20 protein-coding genes and 1 tRNA gene are annotated in these 21,688 nt (G+C 67.6%); 20 read left to right on the plus strand and 1 reads right to left on the minus strand.

The window, feature by feature from the left end:
* Positions 1–70: 70 nt before the first annotated feature.
* From I5731_RS02715 to I5731_RS02750, 8 genes are all read left to right on the plus strand, one after another.
* The gene (locus tag I5731_RS02715; protein ID WP_197309826.1) at positions 71–844 is read left to right on the plus strand and encodes a L,D-transpeptidase; all 774 of its coding nucleotides are present in this window, start codon (positions 71–73) and stop codon (positions 842–844) included.
* Between the two features lie 136 nt (positions 845–980).
* Entirely contained in the window at positions 981–1,472 is a 492-nt protein-coding gene (locus I5731_RS02720; protein WP_235981490.1) for an MgtC/SapB family protein, read from the plus strand.
* Positions 1,473–1,865: 393 nt separating this feature from the next.
* Positions 1,866–3,650: an acetolactate synthase 3 large subunit gene (locus I5731_RS02725; RefSeq protein WP_197309827.1), complete on the plus strand. Its 1,785-nt coding sequence runs from the start codon at positions 1,866–1,868 to the stop codon at positions 3,648–3,650.
* 264 nt (positions 3,651–3,914) lie between these two features.
* Complete coding sequence (gene ilvN / locus I5731_RS02730; protein ID WP_197309828.1) at positions 3,915–4,466, plus strand: acetolactate synthase small subunit; 552 nt, start codon at positions 3,915–3,917, stop codon at positions 4,464–4,466.
* 2 nt (positions 4,467–4,468) lie between these two features.
* Positions 4,469–4,963, plus strand: a complete 495-nt coding sequence (locus tag I5731_RS02735; protein WP_197309829.1) for a YbaK/EbsC family protein — start codon at positions 4,469–4,471, stop codon at positions 4,961–4,963.
* Between the two features lie 30 nt (positions 4,964–4,993).
* Positions 4,994–5,653, plus strand: coding sequence for a pyroglutamyl-peptidase I family protein (locus tag I5731_RS02740; protein ID WP_197309830.1), 660 nt, complete (start codon positions 4,994–4,996; stop codon positions 5,651–5,653).
* Positions 5,654–5,770: 117 nt separating this feature from the next.
* Positions 5,771–6,457, plus strand: a complete 687-nt coding sequence (locus I5731_RS02745) for a VOC family protein (RefSeq protein WP_197309831.1) — start codon at positions 5,771–5,773, stop codon at positions 6,455–6,457.
* A gap of 297 nt (positions 6,458–6,754) precedes the next feature.
* Positions 6,755–7,498: a pyridoxine 5'-phosphate synthase gene (locus I5731_RS02750; protein ID WP_197309832.1), complete on the plus strand. Its 744-nt coding sequence runs from the start codon at positions 6,755–6,757 to the stop codon at positions 7,496–7,498.
* 181 nt (positions 7,499–7,679) lie between these two features.
* Here I5731_RS02750 and I5731_RS02755 read toward each other — a convergent pair whose 3' ends face one another.
* Entirely contained in the window at positions 7,680–8,573 is an 894-nt protein-coding gene (locus I5731_RS02755; protein WP_197309833.1) for a hypothetical protein, read from the minus strand.
* A 386-nt stretch (positions 8,574–8,959) separates the two neighbouring features.
* Between I5731_RS02755 and I5731_RS02760 the strand changes: the two genes are divergently transcribed.
* The 12 genes from I5731_RS02760 to I5731_RS02815 all read left to right on the plus strand — a co-directional run bounded on the left by I5731_RS02760 (position 8,960) and on the right by I5731_RS02815 (position 21,686).
* Entirely contained in the window at positions 8,960–9,325 is a 366-nt protein-coding gene (locus I5731_RS02760; RefSeq protein ID WP_197309834.1) for a hypothetical protein, read from the plus strand.
* Between the two features lie 448 nt (positions 9,326–9,773).
* On the plus strand, positions 9,774–10,448 hold the full coding sequence (locus I5731_RS02765) for a TetR/AcrR family transcriptional regulator (RefSeq protein WP_197309835.1): 675 nt from the start codon (positions 9,774–9,776) through the stop codon (positions 10,446–10,448).
* A 249-nt stretch (positions 10,449–10,697) separates the two neighbouring features.
* On the plus strand, positions 10,698–11,717 hold the full coding sequence (gene ilvC / locus I5731_RS02770; RefSeq protein WP_197309836.1) for a ketol-acid reductoisomerase: 1,020 nt from the start codon (positions 10,698–10,700) through the stop codon (positions 11,715–11,717).
* A gap of 152 nt (positions 11,718–11,869) precedes the next feature.
* Complete coding sequence (locus I5731_RS02775; RefSeq protein ID WP_197309837.1) at positions 11,870–12,625, plus strand: hypothetical protein; 756 nt, start codon at positions 11,870–11,872, stop codon at positions 12,623–12,625.
* Between the two features lie 106 nt (positions 12,626–12,731).
* Positions 12,732–13,646 carry a PhzF family phenazine biosynthesis protein gene (locus I5731_RS02780; RefSeq protein WP_197309838.1) on the plus strand — a complete coding sequence of 305 codons (915 nt, stop codon included), beginning with the start codon at positions 12,732–12,734 and terminating at the stop codon, positions 13,644–13,646.
* An 85-nt stretch (positions 13,647–13,731) separates the two neighbouring features.
* Positions 13,732–14,844 carry a type I restriction endonuclease gene (locus I5731_RS02785; RefSeq protein WP_197309839.1) on the plus strand — a complete coding sequence of 371 codons (1,113 nt, stop codon included), beginning with the start codon at positions 13,732–13,734 and terminating at the stop codon, positions 14,842–14,844.
* Between the two features lie 432 nt (positions 14,845–15,276).
* Entirely contained in the window at positions 15,277–16,872 is a 1,596-nt protein-coding gene (locus I5731_RS02790) for a 2-isopropylmalate synthase (protein ID WP_197309840.1), read from the plus strand.
* Positions 16,873–16,931: 59 nt separating this feature from the next.
* Positions 16,932–17,627, plus strand: a complete 696-nt coding sequence (locus tag I5731_RS02795) for a phytanoyl-CoA dioxygenase family protein (protein WP_197309841.1) — start codon at positions 16,932–16,934, stop codon at positions 17,625–17,627.
* A gap of 394 nt (positions 17,628–18,021) precedes the next feature.
* A tRNA-Lys gene (locus I5731_RS02800) sits at positions 18,022–18,097 on the plus strand.
* A gap of 760 nt (positions 18,098–18,857) precedes the next feature.
* Complete coding sequence (locus I5731_RS02805) at positions 18,858–19,049, plus strand: DUF1902 domain-containing protein (protein WP_197309842.1); 192 nt, start codon at positions 18,858–18,860, stop codon at positions 19,047–19,049.
* 193 nt (positions 19,050–19,242) lie between these two features.
* The gene (locus I5731_RS02810; protein WP_197309843.1) at positions 19,243–20,517 is read left to right on the plus strand and encodes an HlyD family efflux transporter periplasmic adaptor subunit; all 1,275 of its coding nucleotides are present in this window, start codon (positions 19,243–19,245) and stop codon (positions 20,515–20,517) included.
* Complete coding sequence (locus I5731_RS02815; RefSeq protein ID WP_197309844.1) at positions 20,514–21,686, plus strand: FtsX-like permease family protein; 1,173 nt, start codon at positions 20,514–20,516, stop codon at positions 21,684–21,686. Before I5731_RS02810 ends, I5731_RS02815 begins: the two co-directional genes overlap by 4 nt.
* Positions 21,687–21,688 lie beyond the last annotated feature (2 nt).

Genomic DNA, 21,688 nt, shown 5'->3' on the forward strand with positions numbered 1-21,688 from the left:
TCCGCCGCAGATTCGCGGCTTGTGGAGGGAAGGCCGACCGAGGCCGCTCCCATTCCAGGCAGATTGCACCATGCTCTCGACCACCCGTCGATCCTTCCTCCGCAATACGGTTCAACTCGGCGCTCTCGCCGCACTCGGCGGCTGCGCCACCACCGCCAGTCCGCCCGTGGCGCCGACCGCCTTCACGCCGCCGCCGCCGATGTTGCCGACCGACCCGCTGTTCCTGCAGGATCCGTCGCTCGACACCGTGCTCGAAGGCACGCCGGACTACGCGATGCTGTACGGCCCGGTGTTCACCGAGCCGTTCCCCGTCAACGGCATCGACCTCACCCGCATCGAGCCGCAGTTCCTGCGCCAGCGGGTGCGCTATTTCTCCGACATGGAGCCGGGGTCGATCGTGGTCGATCCGGCGGCGCACTTCCTCTACTTCATCCAGCCCGACAACTGGGCCGTGCGCTACGGCGTCGGCACCGGCAAGGCCGGCTTCTCGTGGAGCGGCCTCGCCACGATTAAGTTCAAGCGCGAGTGGCCGGACTGGTATCCGGTGCAGGAATACATCGACCGCAATCCTCGGGTGGTGGCGCAGCTGTCGCAGCTCCAGAGCGGCATGGGCATCCCCGGCGGCTCGCGCAATCCGATCGGCGCGCGCGGCCTCTATCTCTGGCAGGGCGACGTCGACACGCTCTACCGCATCCACGGCACGCTGGAGCCCTATTCGATCGGCCGCAACGTCTCGTCCGGCTGCATCCGCATGATCAACCAGGATGCGATGGATCTGTTCAAGCGCGTGCAGGTCGGCGCCACCGTGAAGGTCACCGGCGACGCGGTCGTCGCCTCGCTCTGATCGGTCCGCCTCGGTCCGGGGCAGCTTTGCCGCCGAACTTTATTCCGCCGGGCCATGCGCCCGGCGGAACCGTTTCAGCCCGCCGCGTGTTGCCGCATCTCATCGGACGTCCCACCGGGACGAGGCCGGACATGGCATGCGGGAGACCAAGATGTTCGACGGGTTGATCGACGGCGACGGGATCGTCCGCCTCAGCGCTGCGGCGGTCGCCGGCATGATCATCGGCGCCAGCCGCGGCTTCCTCGGCAAGCCGGCCGGCATGCGCACCATGGGCCTCGTCTCGCTCGGCGCGGCGCTGATCACCATCGTGACGATCCGCATGCCGGGCATCGCCGACAATCCCGATGCGCTGAGCCGCGTGCTGCAGGGCGTGATCCAGGGGGTGATGGCCGGGATCGGCTTCCTCGGTGCCGGCGTGGTGATCCGCGATTCCAAGGAAATGGAGGTGCGCGGGCTGACCACGGCGGCGGCCGTCTGGATCACCGCCGCGCTCGGCGTCGCCTGTGCGCTCGGCTTCTGGACCACGGTGCTCGCCGGCCTCGGCATCACCCTGATGCTGCTGGTGGTCGCCCGCCCGCTCGACCGCTGGATCGAGCGCCGGGCCGCGAGCCGGAACGACTACGGGTGAGCGGAGGAGGGACCTCGCGGGCGTTTCGCTATGGACCTCGAGCGGCCCGCCAGGTGTCGAGAGACCCCGGCTACGACCGATTACGCCGTGATCGGCCCCTTGCGCGGAATTTTCCGAAAGGCTGCACCCCGATCCACGCAATTTTCGAAATTCGTCTTGACCCCGCCCGGACCTGCGACTAGGTTCGCGCGGAATTGGTCACCGGGAACCCGCAGGTCTCCATGGCACAGCTGTCGATCGTACTTAGCAGGCGCACCGTGACGGAAGCTCGATCCTAGAGCTTCCGACCGACATGGTGCGCGAAACCGAGGCCCCTTCGAGGGCCTTTTTTATTACCCGGATTTCCTCGTTCCAGCGCCCGCAGAGGCGCGGTGAAGCACAAGGGCAAAGGTCATGACACGGCAGATGACGGGCGCGGAGATGGTCCTGCAGGCGCTGCATGATCAGGGCGTCGACACCATCTTCGGCTATCCGGGCGGCGCGGTGCTGCCGATCTACGACGAGATCTTCCAGCAGGACCGGATCCGCCACATCCTCGTTCGCCACGAGCAGGGCGCCGGCCACGCGGCCGAGGGCTATGCCCGCTCGACCGGCAAGTGCGGCGTCGCGCTGGTGACGTCCGGCCCCGGCGCCACCAACATGGTGACGGCGCTGACCGATGCGCTGATGGATTCGATCCCGATGGTCTGCATCACCGGCCAGGTGCCGACGCACCTGATCGGCACCGACGGGTTCCAGGAGTGCGACACGGTCGGCATCACCCGGCCGTGCACCAAGCACAACTGGCTGGTGAAGAACATCGAGGACCTGCCGCGCGTGCTGCACGAGGCGTTCCGCATCGCGACCAGCGGCCGTCCGGGCCCCGTCGTCGTCGACATCCCGAAGAACATCCAGTTCCAGACCGGCACTTATTACGGCCCGAAGTCGTCGACCAAGTCGCCCGGCTACCGCACCTCCGCCTACCAGCCGCAGCTGAAGGGCGACGAGGCGGCGATCCGCGACGCGGTGGCGCTGATCGCGGCGGCGAAGAAGCCGGTGCTCTACACCGGCGGCGGCGTCATCAACGCCGGCCCGGCCGGCTCGCGGCTGCTGCGCGAGCTCGTCAAGCTGACCGGCCTGCCAATCACCTCGACGCTGATGGGCCTCGGCGCCTATCCGGCGTCCGGGCCGAACTGGCTCGGCATGCTCGGCATGCACGGCACCTACGAGGCCAACCTCGCGATGCACGACTGTGACGTCATGGTCTGCATCGGCGCGCGCTTCGACGACCGCATCACCGGGCGGACCGACGCCTTCTCGCCGACGTCGAAGAAGATCCACATCGACATCGACCCCTCGTCGATCAACAAGAACATCCGCGTCGACATCCCGATCGTCGGCGACGTCGCCTATGTGCTGGAAGACATGCTGAAGGTCTGGAAGCAGACGCAGCCGACCCAGGACAAGGCGGCGCTGAACGCTTGGTGGCAGCAGATCGCCGTCTGGCGGGCGAAGAAGAGCCTCGGCTATCGCCGCTCGAAGGACGTGATCATGCCGCAGTACGCGGTCGAGCGTCTGTACCAGATGACCAAGCACCGCGAGACCTACATCACCACCGAGGTCGGCCAGCACCAGATGTGGGCGGCGCAGCACTTCGGCTTCGAGGAGCCGAATCGCTGGATGACCTCCGGCGGCCTCGGGACCATGGGCTACGGCCTGCCGGCGGCGATCGGCGTGCAGGCGGCGCATCTCGACGCGCTGGTCTGCTGCATCGCCGGCGACGCCTCCGTGCTGATGAACATGCAGGAGATGTCGACCGCCGTGCAGCACGAGCTGCCGGTGAAGATCTTCATCCTCAACAACCAGTACATGGGCATGGTGCGCCAGTGGCAGCAGCTGCTGCACGGCAACCGCCTGTCGCACAGCTACACCGAGGCGCTGCCCGACTTCGTCAAGCTCGCCGACGCCTACGGCTGCCACGGCATCCGCTGCGAGAAGCCCGACGCGCTCGACGACGCCATCGCCGAGATGATCGAGGTGAAGAAGCCGGTGCTGTTCGACTGCCGCGTCGCCAACCTCGCCAACTGCTTCCCGATGATCCCGTCGGGCAAGGCGCACAACGAGATGCTGCTCGACGAGGACGCCACCGACGACGCGATCGGCAGCGCGATCAGCGCCGAGGGGAAGATGCTGGTCTGATACGCTAGGGGACACATCCCTCCCCCTCGTGGCACGGGAGAAAATACCTCCCCCTTGTGGGGAGGGTGGCGAGCGCAGCGAGCCGGGAGGGGTAACGGCCCCTCCTCATCATGCGGCGCCGCCGCACCCCTCCCGACCCGGCCTTCCGGCCGGGCCACCCTCCCCACGAGGGGGAGGGATGTGTCCCTCCGCTCCGCCGCGTCTTGCCTTCCGAATCCGAAAGCCGAAACCATGCTGAAAAACGTCGAACGGGGAAACGGTCCGATGATCGTCGCAGGTGAAACACGCTCCGCCTACTTCCTGCAGGAAGAGGAGAAGCGGATCGAGACGCATACGTTGTCGGTGCTGGTCGACAACGAGCCCGGCGTGCTCGCCCGGGTCGTCGGCCTGTTCTCGGGCCGCGGCTACAACATCGAGAGCCTGACGGTCTCCGAGGTGGAGCACGAGAAGCATCTCTCGCGCATCACCATCGTGACGGCGGCGACGCTGCAGGTGCTGGAGCAGATCAAGAACCAGATCGCCCGGCTGGTGCCGGTGCACCGCGTCATCGACCTCACCCATATCGGCGACGCGATCGAGCGCGAGCTCGCCCTCGTCAAGGTCGCCGGCAAGGGCGACCACCGGGTCGAGGCGCTGCGCCTCGCGCAGGCCTTCGAGGCGAAGACCGTGGACGCGACGCTGGAGAGCTTCGTGTTCGAGCTCACCGGCACGCCGAGCGATATCGACCGCTTCGTCAAGCTGATGACGTCGTGCGGCCTCGTCGAGGTGGCCCGCACCGGGCTCGCCGCCCTGTCGCGCGGCAAGGACGGGCTCTGAGCATGACCGACCCGGTGGAAGCCGCCGCGCTGCCCGACAGCGCGCGGCGCGTGGCGGACGAGGCGGCGCGGCGCGGCCTTGTCGTCCGCATCGTCGAGATGCCGGCGTCGACGCGCACCGCCGACGAGGCCGCCGCCGCTTGCGGCTGCACCGCGGCGCAGATCGTGAAGTCGCTGGTGTTCACCGGGCGCGACAGCGGCGCGCCGCTGCTCCTCCTCGTCTCCGGCCCGAACCGGGTCGACCAGGAGGGCATCGCCGCGCGGATCGGCGAGGCGCTGGACCGGCCGAACGGCAAGGCGGTGCGGGACATCACCGGCTTTGCCATCGGCGGCATCCCGCCGCTCGGCCACGCCCGGCCGCTGCGCACGTTCATCGATCCCGACCTGCTTGCCTTCGACACGGTCTGGGCCGCGGCGGGCACGCCGAATTGCGTCTTCGCCGTCGACCCGAAGGCGCTCGCCGCCGCGATCGGCGCCGAAATCGTCGTGATGGGCTGAGGGTGGCGCCGGGCGGAGGGGTGGCTTGGAATGATCCTCGTGTCCGCCTTCGAGCCGTTCGGCGGCGACGACGTCAACGCCTCGGAGGAAGCGCTCGCCGCGCTGGTCCGCGGGGCCGCGGCGACGGATCGTCCGGACGTGTACCGCCTTTCGAGCCCGGGGACCGGCGACGCCGGACCGCTGTTCCGGCCGCTGCGTCTGCCGTGCGTCTACGGCGAGGCGGCGGCCGTGCTCGCCGCCGCCGTCGATGCCGACTGCCGCGGCATCCTGATGCTCGGCGAGGCGCGCTCGCGTAGCCTGATCTCGGTCGAGCGGTGCGGGCTCAACCGCATCGGCGCCGGGCTCGCGGACAACGCCGGGCGGCTGGTCGAGGGCGCGGCGATCGATCCGGACGGGCCCGACGAGCTTCTCGCCAGCCTCGACGTGGACGCCCTCTGCCGCGACCTCGTCGCCGCCGGCATTCCCGCCGCCGTGTCGGACAGCGCCGGCGGCTTCGTCTGCAACGACACGCTGTACCGGACGCTGGCCGCCTTCGCGCCGCGCCTGGCGGTCTCGTTCCTGCATGTGCCGCCGACACCGGCCCAGGCCGCGGCGGCCGGCGGGGCGAACGGCATGGCGACCGACATGGTCGCCACCGCCGCCGCCCACGCGATCCGCTTTCTTGGCGCCGGCGGGGCGCGTCACGCGTAAATCCAGGCCGGGTGGTCCGACCAATTGCCGCGTGGGGCGACATCCGCGGCGTGCCCGATTGCGGCGAACCAAGGCAGCGCCTATCGTCGCGCCGCCTGAACAGGAGAACCGGCGCTGATGGCGGCACTCGAACTCGACCACGTCTTCGTCTTCGTCGAGCCGGATCACGGCCGTCCGGGCGGGCGGATCTATGACGTGCTGGCGGAAGGCGGGCTCGTCGAGAGCTATCGCCGACGGCACGAGGGGCAGGGCACCGCCGACGTCTGTTTCTGCTTCGACAACGCCTATCTCGAACTGCTCTGGGTGGTCGACGTGCAGGAAGCGCGCGCGCCCGAGCTCGACCGCGCCGGCATCAACCGCCGCGCCGACTGGCGCTTCCACGGCGGCTCGCCCTACGGCATCGCCGTGCGCAGCGACGGCGAGCTGCCGTTCGAGACCTGGCCCTACCGCTTCTCCGGCCTGCCCGAGCACCTGCACCTGCCGGTGGCGGTCGCCTCCGACGACCTCGGCCAGCCGTTCGTGTTCCAGGCGCTGCGCAACAAGCGCCCCGACCAGTGGGACAACGGCAGCGCCGGCGCGCGGCAGGCGGCGGCCGGCTTCACCGAGATCATCGGCATCGACCTGACGCTGCCCGAGGAGGTGACGCCCGGCGACGGCGTGCTGGCGCTGCGCGACGCCGGCCTCGTCCGCCTGCACGCCGGCCCGCCCGGCCCGATGGCGCACGAGATCATCCTCACCCTCGACCGCCCCGGCCGCCAGAAGCCGCGCCGGCTGAGCATCGCGCATTTCGAGTGGCTGGACTGAGGTTTTGCCGTGGGGCGCCCCCCTCCCTGTCCCTCCCCCGCTGCGCAGGAGAGGGGACGATGGGCGAGGGGACTTTCGCCAAACGGCGGCTGAGCCGAACCGAAGCGTTGATGGGGTGAACGCCTTATCCTCCTGCGTCCCCTCTCCTGCGCAGCGGGGGAGGGACAGGGAGGGGGCGCCGCACGGCACGACCCCACCCATTCCCCCACAGCAACACACCTGCGTCGCGGCTGCGCATTGCCGGGCGGGCGGTGATCGCCTAAACCGTTGGTCCCGCTTCGTTCGCAGGCCGCAGCCATGTCGCTCACCAGGCTCTCCGTCAACGTCAACGCCATCGCGCAGCTGCGCAACCGGCGCAACCTGCCGTGGCCGAGCGTCACCGGCCTGTCGGCCATCGCGCTGGAGGCGGGTGCCTATGGCATCACCGTGCATCCGCGCCCCGACGAGCGCCACATCCGCCGCACCGACGTGTTCGAGCTTGTCGAGCTTTTGCGCGGCGACTGGCCGGACAAGGAATTCAACATCGAGGGCTATCCGACCGAGGAGTTCCTCGTGCTCTGCGAGCGCGCCCGGCCGGACCAGGTGACGCTGGTGCCGGACGATCCCGGCCAGTCGACCTCCGACCACGGCTGGGACACGGTCGCCCACGCCGCGATGCTGACCGACGTCGTCACCCGCATCCACGGCTTCGGCGCGCGCGTCTCGCTGTTCGTCGACGCCGACCCGGTCGCCGCCGAGGGCGCCGCCAAGGTCGGCGCCGAGCGGGTGGAGTTCTACACCGGCCCCTACGGCCACACCTTCGACGCCGCCGTGCAATCGGCCGAACTCGCCAAGCTCGTCACCGCCGCCAAGGCCGCCACCGCCGCCGGCCTCGCCCTCAACGCCGGCCACGACTTGACCCTCACCAACCTGCCACCGCTGGTCGCCGCGATCCCGGAGATCGCGGAGGTCTCGATCGGGCATGCGCTGACGGCGGACGCGCTGGTGTATGGGATGGCGGAGACGGTGAGAAGGTATCGGGCGGCGTGCGGGGAGGCGTAAGGGAGGATGGGAGGCCGGCCCGGCGTCGGCTTCCCTGATTTCGGGATACCGGCGAGGTGACCCGACAAGAGCGGGCGCCGGCTTGCGCGGCGCCGACCCGTGCTTCGCGTCACGGCCCGCCCCGACGCCTTTCTGGCCGGGACGGGTGAGCTGTGATCGCCGCGTTGTCGCTACCTGCTTCTCAGAGGGCGTAGCAGGTGACGGCTTCGGTCAACTGGCGGCCGGCGTCGAAGCGCTCATATGTGCCGGACCAGATGCCGTAGATCGCAGGATCGGCGACGGGCTGGTTGCCCGGGACGCGCTGGCCGGAGGCCGACAGGCGGGCGATAACGTTCCCGTCTGCGCTTCCGTCATCGAGCTCGACAGCAAGTGCCGATTTGCCAAGCGAATACTGCGATACGAGAAACGATGGCAGCGTTTCGGCATCCGTCGCAGACCGTTGCTCGTTCAGATCGGAAATCAGCCGCCGCGAAGGATTTCGCGCGATCGAGAAACTGACCAGCGCGAGCCCGGCGATCTCGCCGGTCCGATAGCAGGCCACCTCGATGTTCGCCCCGCCAGCGACCGCCTGCGGCTTCAGCAGACCAGCACCCTGCCGGAAGGCGCTGCACGTGACCTCGCGTTCGGCGCCACTGTTCACCGACACCGTGCCGCGATAGGTCGCGACCTCGTCGGTCTGCGGCGCGACGGTCGGGACAAGCTCGGTCGCAAACGTGAACAGTTCGGCGGTCGACAGCGGCCTGAACGCCCTCATGACGATGCCGGCGTCCTCGTTGGCATACGTCGTCATCAGCACGGCCGGGACCACTGTCGTCTGCCCGGCAATCCGCACGCGGACGGCGCTGGTGAGCTGCCGATCCTTCGTCGTCGAGGTCGAGAACGCCACCGTGGTGCCATCCGCGCCGGCGCAGGAGACGGTTTCGGTCGACGTGCGCGGCGGGGTCCAGGTGTTGATGCGCTTGATGATCTGGATCAGCGAGCCGCGAAGATGGTTTCGGTCGACATTGGCGGCCGCGGACGGCGCGACAGACGTCGCAACCAAGGCGGCAGCAAGCAGGCAAGCAAGACTACGCATGAACATCCCCCCGTGATGATGGCGGCAGACAACTGCATCGGCGGGGGTGGCGTCAACGACGTCCTTAACAAATGGTTACCGGCCGTGTGACTTCGCCATGACAGCAATGGCGTCTATGGGGCTGTGTGCCGAGGGGTGCGCGACGCGCTGACGGCCGATGGGCTCGAGTGTGGGATGGCGGAGACGGCCGGGCATTGTCGCACGGCGTGCGGGGAGGGGTTTCAGCCCAACCCTCCGCTGTGGCGCGAGGCGGATCCGTCGGCGTTCCGCATCGGCAGCCAGGTGTGCGACCGCGACATCTCTTGCGGACAGCTTCGGCGACGGGGGCTAGATTGCTCGAAGCCACCGCGCCTGGTCGTGCAGGCCGCGAACGCCGGGAGGAGAGCATGGCCAGGTACGACGATGCTGCCTTGGCGATTCTCGACGTCGGCAATACCGCGGAGGAGGAGGGGAGGCACGGCGAGGCCATCGAGCATTTCGACCATGCCGCCAAACTCGGGGCCGTCGAAGCGCTCGTCAATATGGCGAACATCTATGACGATGATCAGTCAGGGTTTTACGATCCCCTGAAGGCGCGAGCCCTCTACAAGGAGGCACTCAGGAAGGGTGTCCCCGAAGCGGCCTATGGTCTCGCAAATTATTATCGGCTGCGGGGAAACCGACGCTGGCAGGAATACTGGCTGCGGGTCGGGGCGGGGCTCGGTGAGGAATTCGCGATAGACGAACTGGCCGAGTTCTTGAGCAAGACCTGAGTTCCTGTTGCGGTGACGTCGGCATGGGACGTCACTGCTGCCCGGTTCGGGCTCGGCAGGGGCCGGTGCACCCGGCCTCGCCCTTCGAGACAGCCGCTGCGCGGCTTCCTCAGGGTGAGGCCTTCGCGATTTTCCTTTTACTCCAGCAGCTGCCCTTTTTCCTCATCCTGAGGAAGCCGCGCAGCGGCTGTCTCGAAGGGCGAGGGAAAAGCCGAGGCGTCGGCACGCTGGATGCCGTGTCTGTTGTCGTCTGAACTCGCCATGTCGGTGCCCCATCCCCATGGGCTCTGCGCTCGCCGGGCCCTGGTTCCCGATTGCGCTCGTCGATGATGGGCTGCGAGCGATCGGACCTCTTGACCCCGCGTGCGATCCCCGCCATAACCCCTCCGAACCGTAACGTACGGTACGCTGCATTGCAGCACCATTTCCGGACGATGTGTGGAGCGCGATGCTGGTGGCGGTCGGGGAGGTCAGCGAGCTTGGGGCGGGCGATGCTGCCGCCGAGCCGGCCTGGAGCGAGCGGCAGAGTGCCGTGCTCGAGGCGGCGCTGCGGCTGATCGTCGAGAGCGGTGATGCGCTGACCATGAGTGCGGTGGCGCGGCGGGCGAGTTGCTCGAAGGAGACGCTCTACAAGTGGTTCGGCGATCGGGACGGGCTGCTGACGGCGACGGTGCAGTGGCAGGCGTCGAAGGTGCAGGTGGCACCCGTCGACCGGGCGCGGCTCGATCTCGCCTCGCTCGGCGCCAGCCTGACACAGTTCGCGGCCGGCTGGCTGACGGTGATCTCCAGTGATACCTCGGTGGCGCTCAACCGGCTTGCGGTCAGCCACGCCGGCAGCCACAAGACCGATCTCGGCCGCATCGTGCTCGACAACGGCCGCCTCGCCATGGGGCGGCGGCTGAAGCCGGTGCTGGAGGCGGGACGGGCGGCGGGGCTGATCGCCTTCGACGACACGGAGGCGGCGTTCCGCGTCTTCTTCGGGCTGGTGGCGCGCGACATCCAGATCCGGCTGCTGCTCGGCGACCGGATCGACCTCTCCGCCGCCGAGATCGACCGCGACGCCCGCGCGGCGACGCGGCAGTTCCTGGCGCTGCACCCGGGTGCAGGGCAGGGGCGGGACTGACGGGGGCATGACGGGGCGGGGTCACGGCCGGGCCTGATGAGCGGCCGGATGACCACGGGCCGGATGACGACGGGACCCGACTTCGCCGGGACACGGGGTCCGGCGGGATACGGTCCCGGTGGTGCAGGGGCGGGCGGCGCGGGCCGTCCGGGATGCTTCGGGCAAGCAAGAACGACGATACGAACCAACGTCGATACGAACCAACGGCGACACGCCAACGACGACACGAACGAGGAAGGGACCAGAAAAATGCGCGTCTATTACGATCGGGATGCCGATCTCAATCTTATCAAGGGCAAGAAGGTCGTCATCGTCGGCTACGGCAGCCAGGGCCGCGCCCATGCGCTGAACCTGAAGGATTCGGGCATCACCGAGCTCGCCGTCGCGCTGAAGCCGGGTTCGGCCACCGCGAAGAAGGTCGAGGCCGACGGCCTCAAGGTGCTCACCGTCGCGGAAGCGGCGAAGTGGGGCGACCTTCTGATGATGGCGACGCCGGACGAGCTGCAGGCCGACATCTACCGCGACGAGATCGCGCCGAACATCCGCGACGGCGCGGCGATCGCCTTCGCGCACGGCCTCAACGTGCACTTCGGCCTGATCGAGCCGAAGAAGACCGTCGACGTCATCATGATCGCGCCGAAGGGCCCGGGACACACCGTGCGCGGCGAATACCAGAAGGGCGGCGGCGTGCCCTGCCTCGTCGCCATCCATCAGGATGCCTCGGGCAACGCGCTCGACGTCGCGCTCTCCTATGCGTCGGGCGTCGGCGGCGGCCGGTCGGGCGTCATCGAGACGACGTTCAAGGAAGAATGCGAGACGGATCTGTTCGGTGAGCAGGTCGTGCTCTGCGGCGGCCTCGTCGAGCTGATCCGCGCCGGCTTCGAGACGCTGGTCGAGGCGGGCTACGCCCCCGAGATGGCCTATTTCGAGTGCCTGCACGAAGTGAAGCTGATCGTCGACCTCATCTACGAGGGCGGCATCGCCAACATGAACTACTCGATCTCGAACACCGCCGAGTGGGGCGAGTACGTTTCGGGCCCGCGCATCATCACCGCCGAGACCAAGGCCGAGATGAAGCGCGTGCTGAAGGATATCCAGACCGGCAAGTTCACGTCGGAATGGATGCAGGAATATCGCGCCGGCGCCGCCCGCTTCAAGGGCATCCGCCGCAACAACGACGCGCACCAGATCGAGGAAGTCGGCGCCAAGCTGCGCGGCATGATGCCGTGGATCAAGGACAAGGCGCTGGTCGACAAGACCCGCAACTGATCGTCCCGAGATGACCGAACGCCGGCCGCGACCCCTCGCGGCCGGCATTTTCTTGACGATGCGGCCGCCCGGCGCGGCGATTCTCGCGCGCTGACTTGAGACGGTCATATCGCCGGGGCAAGGTCCGGCGGCTTCAACCGGGACCTGCCGCCTTGTACCTCACCGAGTGGACGTCGCCGATCGGCACGCCGGTCTCCTTCACCCCGATCCGCGACGTCGCGATGCGGCTCGTCGCGCGGGGCGGCTGGCCGGTGGACCCGGACCTCGCCGCGCGCATCGAGCGGCACTGGCAGGGGGAACTCGCCCGCAACCCCAGCCTCTGGAACGGCCGTGTGCTCGGCACCGTGGCGCCCGGCCTGCCCGGCGGCGTGCGCATCGAGGACGGCGTGTTCCGCGCCGACGCGGTGGAGTTCAGCTTCGCGACGCACCTCGCCTGGCGCGCCTGGGGCTATCCCGACATCGGCATCCGCAACGTGTTCGGCTCGGCGGTGATCGAAAGCGCCGACGGCGCGCTGCTGTTCGGGCTGATGGGCGATTGGACGTCGAACCCCGGCCGGATCTATCCGCCCGGCGGCTCGCTGGAGCCGCGCGACGTCGCCGCCGACGGCACAGTCGATCTGATCGGCTCGATCGCCCTCGAACTTGCCGAGGAAACCGGGCTTGCCGTCGGCGACGCCGAGGTGGTGGAGACCATCGCCGTCTTCGACGGGCCGCGCATCTCGGTCGCGCAGCGGCTGCGTTTTGCCGAATCGGCCGAGGCGCTCGTCGCGCGCATCCGCGCCGACCTCGTCCGCCAGGCGCACCGCGAACTCGAGGACGTGGTGGTGGTCCGCGGCGTCGCCGACCTCGACCCCGCCCGCGTGCCGGCCTATGCGCTGGCGATCGCCGGACGGGTGCTCGGCGGCTGACCTCGCGCCCGGCGCGGCCCGTATGCGGGATGCCTGCGGCTAAGCGTTTCCCGTCGCGCCGGCAATGCTCTAGGCTGCGCGCTCCCGCCAGTCCGGAGTTTTGTTCATGGATCGCCGCTACATCGTTCTCGACGTCTTCACCGACCAGCCGCTGGCGGGCAATCCGCTCGCGGTGGTGCTCGACAGCGAAGGCCTCTCCGACGAGCGGATGCAGGCGATCGCGCTGGAGTTCAACCTTTCCGAGACCGTGTTCGTGCTGCCGCCGGAGCGGCCGGGGCACTCGGCGCGGGTGCGCATCTTCACGCCGGCGACCGAACTCCCCTTCGCCGGCCACCCCACCGTCGGCGCTGCGATTGCGGTGGCCGAGGTGCAGTTCGGTGCGATCGAGGAGGAGGCCGACGCCGTCGTCGTGCTGGAAGAGAACGTCGGTCCGGTGCGCTGCGCCGTGGTGGTGCGGCCGGGCGGGCGCGGGCGGGCGGTGTTCGACCTGCCGAAGCTGCCCGAGCCGCTCGGCTTCGACGTGCACAAGGACCTCGTCGCCGCCGCCGTCGGGCTGGAGCCGTCCGAGGTCGGCTTCGAGAACCACGTGCCGTGCGCCTTCTCGGCCGGCGTGCCCTACACCTTCGTGCCCGTGCGCGACCTCGCCGCGGCAGCCCGGGTGCGGCTCGACCCGAAGGCGGCCGCCTCGGTGTTCGGCACCACCGGCACCCGCGGCTTCTACGTCTACACCCGCGAGACCGAATACATCGCCAACGACTTCCACGCCCGCATGCTGACCGCGCCCGCCCTCGGCATCCGCGAGGACCCCGCCACGGGCTCCGCCGCCGCGGCCTTCGCCGGCGTGCTGATGCGCTTCGACGGCGCCCGCGACGGCGAGCACCCGCACATCATCGAGCAGGGCTACGAAATGGGCCGCCCGAGCCACATCCTGCTCGAACTGCTCGTCGCCGGCGGCCGCCTGTCGGGTGCCCGCATTGCCGGCGAGGCGGTGGTGATCGCGCGCGGCGTGCTGATGGTGTGAGCTCGATAGTTCATTGCAATCCAACGTTTTTGTAGACCGAATCACAACCTTGTCTCACACTTTGAAGACGGGGCTGGAGGGGTCTATGAAAACCAAAGACGAATTTCGTGCGTCGCTCGTTACCTATGCCGAGCGCGCCTTGAAAATCCGCGACCATCTGAAGAACGAAGAGGCAACCAAGCTTTCCCTGATTTTGCCGTTTGTTTCGATGCTTGGCTTTGATGATCGCGACCCGACCGAGGTTGCGGCGGAACACGCGTCCGACTTTTCCGAGAAGTATAAAAATCGAGTCGACTACGCCATTTTGCTCGATATGAAGCCGATCATGGCAATTGAATGCAAGTCGGCAGGGGGTACTCGCAAAGACGATCGCGGTCAGCTCAAGTCATATTTCAACGCCGCGAAAAGTGTTAAGATTGGTATACTCACAGACGGAATCGTATACGAGTTTTTTGTGGACTCGAATGAGCCCAACATGATGGACGATGAGCCTTTTCTCGTCGCCGATTTTGAAGCAATTGCTAAAGGGCAATTGTCGGATTCTGTGACAGACGGGCTATTCGCGCTCACGAAATGGAAATTCGACCCGGAAATGGTTTCTGAGAATGCAAAGCGGAATATTTTGCTAACCGCATTCTTTCAGTATCTTTCGGAACAGTTCAGCAATCCATCGGTCGAATTCACGCGGTTTCTTCTCAAAGAAAACGACGTCAAGCATGTTCGTACGAACGCTATCGAGGTCTACAGGGGTATTGTAAAACTTGCTTTCCGCGATGTATTTAATGCAAATGTACTCCGCCGCCTGGAAATCCCCGACTCCGCTCCTGTGGTCGCTCCCGCACGAGTTGAAGCACCTCCAGTCGAGCCCGTCAAATCGGCTGAGAAAGGTATCATTACAACCGATGCCGAAATTGCGGCATTCAATGCGCTTCGCATGCGACTTGCCTTCCTTTGCGGGGGAGACAAAGAGGCATTCAAGAAGATTTCGCGGCTAGCGTACAAGGATTACCAAGGGAAAATGGTTGTATTTTATGCTATGGAGCGCCGAGGTCGTATTGCTGATATTATTGAACAACGTGACGGCACCGTGAAGTATTCAGTTGATAATGATGGTGAGACTACGCAGTCGGCAAACCTTGATGATGTCGATCAGATCATGCTGAAAAACTACCGAAACAGGATTGCCATCATTGAATAGTGCATTGGCGGATCTTGGCCAAAGTGCCAAGCGACCTTGGCTGTCGCATGATTCGGCATAAGCGACAGGCTTCGTCAGAAACGCGCTTCCGTGGGTCAAAGGTCGCCTCGATCAAGTTTTCCGCTTGCGTCCTCGCGCCGCATGCCTGTATCCACCTTGTCAGCAAAACGGCTCCAATCGAGCGATCTCGACCGATGGTTCTCGCCCCGACGACGCGGCTGGCAGACATCGACGCGCAGGGTTTTCCCGCGCGGAGCCTTTCCCTTGCCCTGACGCTTCTCCTTAGCCGCCCCTGAGCGCCGGCTGGCCCGCATTTGCGGGCAGGCACTCAGGGGAACGCACGATGCAGCCCGGACCATGACCGTCCGGCGTGTGCGGCGATGACCCGAGCGGGTCGCCCGGCGCCGGCGAGAAGCCAGAGGACCTGACCCCATGACCGCCCCCGACACCAATTCGCCGACCGCCGCCGTAGCCTCCCCCGTGCCGGCCAAGGAACGGATCGTCATCTTCGACACCACGCTGCGCGATGGCGAGCAGTCGCCCGGCGCCTCGATGACCTTCGAGGAGAAGCTCGTCGTCGCCGACCTGCTGGAATCGATGGGCGTCGACGTGATCGAGGCCGGCTTTCCGATGGCGAGCCAGGGCGATTTCGACAGCGTGCAGGAGATCGCACGGCGCTCGAAGACCGCGATCATCGCCGGTCTCGCCCGCGCGATTCCCGCCGACATCGCCCGGGCCGGCGACGCCGTGAAGCCCGCTGCGCGGCCGCGCATCCACACCTTCGTCTCGACGTCGCCGATCCATCTCGCGCACCAGATGAAGAAGACCGAGGAGCAGGTGCTGGAGATCATTTCGGCGACGGTGGCGCAGGCGCGCAACCTCGTCGACGACGTCGAATGGTCGGCGATGGACGCGACGCGAACCCCGCTCGACTATCTCTGCCGCTGCGTCGAGATGGCGATCCGCGCGGGTGCGACCACGATCAACCTGCCCGACACCGTCGGCTATGCGGTGCCCGAGGAATATGCCGCGATGTTCCGCGAGGTGCGCGCGCGGGTGCCCAACGCCGACAAGGCGATCTTCTCGACCCATTGCCACGACGACCTCGGCCTCGCGGTGGCGAACTCGCTGGCCGGGGTCGCCGGCGGCGCGCGGCAGATCGAGTGCACCATCAACGGCCTCGGCGAGCGCGCGGGCAACGCGGCGCTGGAAGAGGTGGTGATGGCGATCCGCACCCGCGGCGACGTGATGCCCTACATGACCGGCATCGACACGCGGCAGCTGGTGCGCGCCTCGAAGCTCGTCTCCAACGCCTCCGCCTTCCCGGTGCAGTACAACAAGGCGATCGTCGGCCAGAACGCGTTTGCGCACGAGAGCGGCATCCACCAGGACGGCATGCTGAAGAACGCCGAGACCTACGAGATCATGCGGCCCGAGGACGTCGGCGTGAAGTCGACCTCGCTGGTCATGGGCAAGCATTCCGGCCGGCACGCTTTCAAGGAGAAGCTGAAGGATCTCGGCATCGAGCTCGGCGACAACGCGCTGGAAGACGCCTTCAAGCGCTTCAAGGACCTCGCCGACAAGAAGAAGCACGTCTTCGACGAGGACATCGAGGCGCTGGTCTCCGACGGGCTGGAGACGGCCGGCGAGACGATCAAGGTGATCGCGCTCACCGTGATCGCCGGCACCGCCGGGCCGCAGTCGGCGACCATCACCCTCGACGTCGCCGGCACCCACATCACCAAGATGGCGAGCGGCGACGGCCCGGTGGACGCGACCTTCAACGCGATCAAGGCGATCCAGCCGCACGAGGCGGTGCTCAGGCTCTACCAAGTCAGCGCCGTCACCGAGGGCACCGACGCCCAGGCGGAAGTCTTCATCCGCCTCGAAGACGCCGGCAAGCAGGTGACCGGCCGCGCCGCCGACACCGACACCCTCGTCGCCTCGGCAAAAGCCTACATCTCGGCCCTCAACAAGCTGAAGAGCGCCCGCGGCCGGGTGAACGCGCAGGCGATGGCGGCGGTGTGAGCGACCCGACGGGGCTTGGCGGGGCCGCTCCCCCGGGAGCGGCCGCAGACCCGGAGGGCTTGGCCGACGCGGCGCTGCCGGCCGCGGCCGACGACGGCCGGCTGCGGCGCGCGCTCGAGGAGAGCGGCCGCATCTGGCTGCGCGGCGGAGCGAGCGCCGCTGAGCTCGAGCGGATCGGCGATCTCGTCCGCCTCGGCGGTCGTCCCGGTGCGCGGATCGATGCCGCCTCCGCCCTGTTCGCCGCCGTCGCCGGGGCCGCGTTTTCCGCGCGGATCGGCGCGATCTGGCCGGGCATGCGCCCGGTGCGCATCGTCGCGTTCGACAAGTCGGCGGGCGCCAACTGGGGCGTGCCCTGGCATCAGGACCGGGTGATCGCCGTCGCTGGGCGGGCCGATGCGCCGGGCTGCAGCAACTGGACGCTGAAAGCCGGGGTCTGGCACTGCGAACCGCCGGTGGACCTGCTGCAATCGATGCTGTTCGTCCGCCTGCATCTCGACAGCAATGACGCCGAGAACGGCGCAATGGAGATCGCCCCGGGCAGCCACCGCGCCGGCCTGATTCCGACCGACGCCGCCGAGCGCGTCGCCGCGGCCGGCCCGACCGAAATCACCGCCGCCGCGCCCGGCGACGTGCTGGTACTCGCCATGCTGACGCTGCACCGGTCGCTGCCGTCCCGCGATCCGGCCGCCCGCCGGGTACTCCGCATCGACTACGCGGCCGGCCCGCCGCCGGCGCCGCTGGCGTGGGCCGTGTGAGTTCTGCTGTCTTGGGTTCGGAACCGCCGATTCGCCCCCGCGATCGCCGCCGCACCGCCGGGCCTCTTGGGCTCTGGACCGGGGCAACTGCCTCATGCCGCCGCCGACTCCCCCCCTCCCTGTCCCTCCCCCTCGAGGGGGGAGGGGACGCCAGTGGCGCGGCCGAGCCCAGCGATCCTCCTGGCGTCTCGGCCTCTCGGCGTCTCGGCGTCTTGGCGGCGGGCGACGGGCGCCGGGCGCCGGGCGATCACTCCCTCCCCCCTCGAGGGGGAGGGTCGGGGAGGGGGGGACCCTCCTCGACCTCCGTCTGCGCGACGTCGAATTAGGGCTTGCAGCCCCGTCCCCCGCCGACTATAAGGCCGCATCTTCTCCGGGCGCCGCGGCGCCTGCGGGCGGGCGCGTAGCTCAGTCGGTAGAGCAGCTGACTCTTAATCAGCGGGTCACAGGTTCGATCCCTGTCGCGCCCACCAATCTTTCCAGATCATCTGGTCTGCCTGATAGATGCCTCAGCATCTTTCACGATCGATTTCTCCCGTCTTGTAATTCGTCCCGGAGCGCAATTAATTCCGCGCCCGCTGATGTACGATTGGTCGCCGACAATTTCATTATTGAATATTTCGATTTCTCTTATCTCGATCCAGTCAATATTATAAATACATCAGCTTTGAAAACTTATTTTTCGAAATCAAGTCGGCTGCTTCATCGGACTTGTAGCGTCGTTGTGTGACGTTGGGCATTGAAGCCGCAACAGTGGACCTTGAATTTTCGGTCTAGCGGTGAAGGCAGAAGTATCACTCATTTCGTCGCGTTTGATTTTCATGTATTGACTTTTCAAAATGTTTTTGTTCTACTTTGATGATCATTATCTTTGTTATCATTTTGAAATACTTTATAATGCGAGGTGTCAAAATGGCAAATGTTCGAGTCAGAACTGGTGGCGGAGCTGTAATTGTCGATCTTGACCGCGTTCCTGTAGCTGGGGATTATTTGTTGATTGGAGGGCCGCTTCGGTTTGTCAGATCTGTTGTTTTGATGTCCCCAAATCCGGCAAACATTCACGCTGAAGTATTTGCAATTGTAGATGCTGACGGAAAACCTGGAATTTAAATCTTCCGAGGGCAGGTTCTGATGCACGTCAGCTTGCGGCGCTGATGCTTTCGTATCAGGGCACGTCAAGCGAGCTGGTCTCGTTGCTCGGCTCTTGGCAACCAAGATGGGGCAGGTATCGGCATGGATACCAGCGCCAAAGTCGTAACCGTCGCCTTCGATGCCGAATCGGAAGTGTGGTTCATCAAATCGAGTGATCTTCCGGGTCTCAATGGCGAGGCCGACACGATTGCGGGTCTGACCGTCGTGTTGCCGGCTCTGGTCGCTGATCTTTTCGGCGACGGCATTAACGTTCGGGTCCACATCGAGACGTGAAAAAGCGAAGCGTGGGTGAGACGGAGATAGTTTGGCCGATCTGGCGGGGACGTTGTACCGAAGACCCCGCACATCCTCCCGATGAGATTCGGGCTATGGTTCCTTTGAGGCGTTGCCTACCCGGGCACCTGCCGCGACTGGCGCGGACCCGCTCCCGTCGCCGGGACCGTCGCCGAACAGAGGGATCAGCCGGATGCCGGATCGGGATCTGCCGCTCGAGGTCGTGGCGCGCGATGCAGGCGATCCGGCGCGGGCGGCTCCGCGAGGGTGGTTCAGGAAGCGGTTCCTGCTGATCCTACTCGTGCCGCCGCTGCTGTTCACCGGGGCGGTGCTCGGCATGTATTTCCAGCCGCCGGGCCTGCGCGTCTTCTACGCCGTCACCGGGCTGCAGCCGGGCGCCGGCACCGATACGCCGATCGCGCTGCCGCCCGACCTCGAGATCCCCGCCGAGATGGTGGAGACGATGCGGGTGACCGACGTCGTCGGCCTCGCGCGGCTGATCCCGGAGGGCGACGTCTCCGTGGTGGCGGCGCCCTATGGCTCGGGCGACGCGCGGGTCGCCGAGATCCTCGTCAAGGTCGGCGACCGGGTGGACAAGGGCGCGCCCGTCGCCCGGCTCGACAATCTCGACGTGCTGGAAAGCGCCGTGCTGCTCGCCGAGGCGAGCGTCGCGGTGACGGCGGCGGTGCTGGCGCAGACGCGGTCGGAGGTCGCCAGCGGCCGCGACGAGGCGGGGGCGCTGCTCGACCAGGCGCGCTCGGCGGCGGCCGAGGCGACCGCGAACCGGGCGCGCACCGCGGAGCTGTTCGCCCGCGGCGTCGCCAGCCGCGCGACGATGGACGCCGCGGCGGCAGCCGAACTGCAGGCGGTGGCGGCGGCGCGCAAGGCGGAGGCGACGCTCGCCCGCTACACCGCCGTCGGCCTCGACGAGCAGCCGGGCGTCATCGTCGCCGCGCGCAACCTCGACGCCGCCGAGGCGGACCTCACCCGCGCCCGGCGCGATCTCGCGAAAGCCGTGGTGGTCGCGCCGATCACCGGCACTATCCTCGACATTCACGCCACCCCCGGCGAGCGCCCGCCGGCCGGCGGCATCATGGAGATGGGCTTCACCGACCGGATGACCGCCGAGGCGGAGATCTGGCAGGACCGCATCGCCCGGGTGGCGCCGGGCCAGCCGGTGGAACTGGTGGCGACCGCCCTCGGCCAGACCTTCCAGGGGCGGGTGCAGTCGATCGGCCTCACCGTCGGCCGGCAGGGGCTGATCGCCGATGACACGGCCGCGAACACCGACGCCCGCGTGGTGCGGGTGATCGTGGCGCTCGACCCGGACACCTCCGCCGCGGCGGCGCGCTACACCAACCTCGAGGTGATCGCGCGCATCGACACCAAGGGCACCGGGGCCGGGACCGGGGCCGAGACCGGGACCGAGACCGGGGTGGGCCGCGCCGGCGGGGAGGGGCTCCCTTGAGGTGGATCATCGCGCGCCTGTTCGGGCGGCTGCCGATCGGCTGGCTGCAACTCACCCATTCGCGCACCCGCTTCGCCTCGGCGCTCGCCGGCGTCGCCTTCGCCAACGTGCTCGTCTTCGTGCAGCTCGGACTGATGAGCTCGATGGCGACGGCGACGCTGAGGCCCTACTCGTTCTTCCGCGCCGACGTGATGATCTCCGCGCCCGACGCGGATTCGCTGACCGAGGGCGGCAATGTCGCGCGGCAATGGCTGCTGCAGGCGCTCGCCGACCCCGAGGTGGAGGCGGGCATCGGGCTGTTCCTCGGCAACGTCACCTGGCACCTGCCGGGCAAGGGGCTGGTGCTGACCACCTTCGGCGTCGATCCGGCCGCCTCCGGCTTCCTCGCCCCCGACATCGCGGCTAAGGCCGGGGTGCTGTCGATGCGCAACGCCGGGCTGCTCGACCGGCTCAGCCGCGGCCTGCCGCGCGAGACGGCGGCGGCGATCCGCCCGCAGACGCCGCTCTCCTTCGAGGTCAGCGGCGATACCGTCACGCTGTACGACACCTTCGCCGGCGGTGGCGGCTTCAGCGGCGACGGCCACATGGTCGTGTCGGACCAGACCTTCCTCGGCCTGTTTCCCGCCCGCAGCTCCGCTGCGCCCGACCATCTGCTGCTGCGGGTGGTGCCGGGCGCCGATCCGGTGGTCGTCGCCGAGCGGCTGCGCGACCTCGTCTCGGACAAGTCGCTGCGCATCCGCACCTATGCGGCGGCGGGGCGCGAGGACCTCGTCTACCAGCAGACCCGGCGGCCGACCGGCATCATCTTCGGCTTCGGCGTGGTGATCGGCATCCTGGTCGGTCTGGTCATCGTCTACCAGGTGCTTTCGACCGACGTCGCCGACCATCTCGGGGAGTATGCGACCTTCAAGGCGATGGGCTATCCGCCGCGCTTCTTCCTCGGCGTCGTGCTCGAGGAGGCGCTGGTGCTCGGCATCTTCGGCTTCCTGCCGGGGCTCGGCCTCGGGACGGCGCTGCTGGCGCTGATGGCGCAGGCGACCACGTTGCCGCTGCAGATGACCGCGACGATGGCGCTGTCGGTCTTCGTCGGCACCATCGTGTTCAGCATGCTGTCCGGCGTGCTCGCCACGCGGCGGCTGGCGGCGGCCGATCCCGCCGACCTGTTCTGACG

Source organism: Methylobrevis albus (assembly GCF_015904235.1).
GTDB lineage: Bacteria > Pseudomonadota > Alphaproteobacteria > Rhizobiales > Pleomorphomonadaceae > Methylobrevis_A > Methylobrevis_A albus.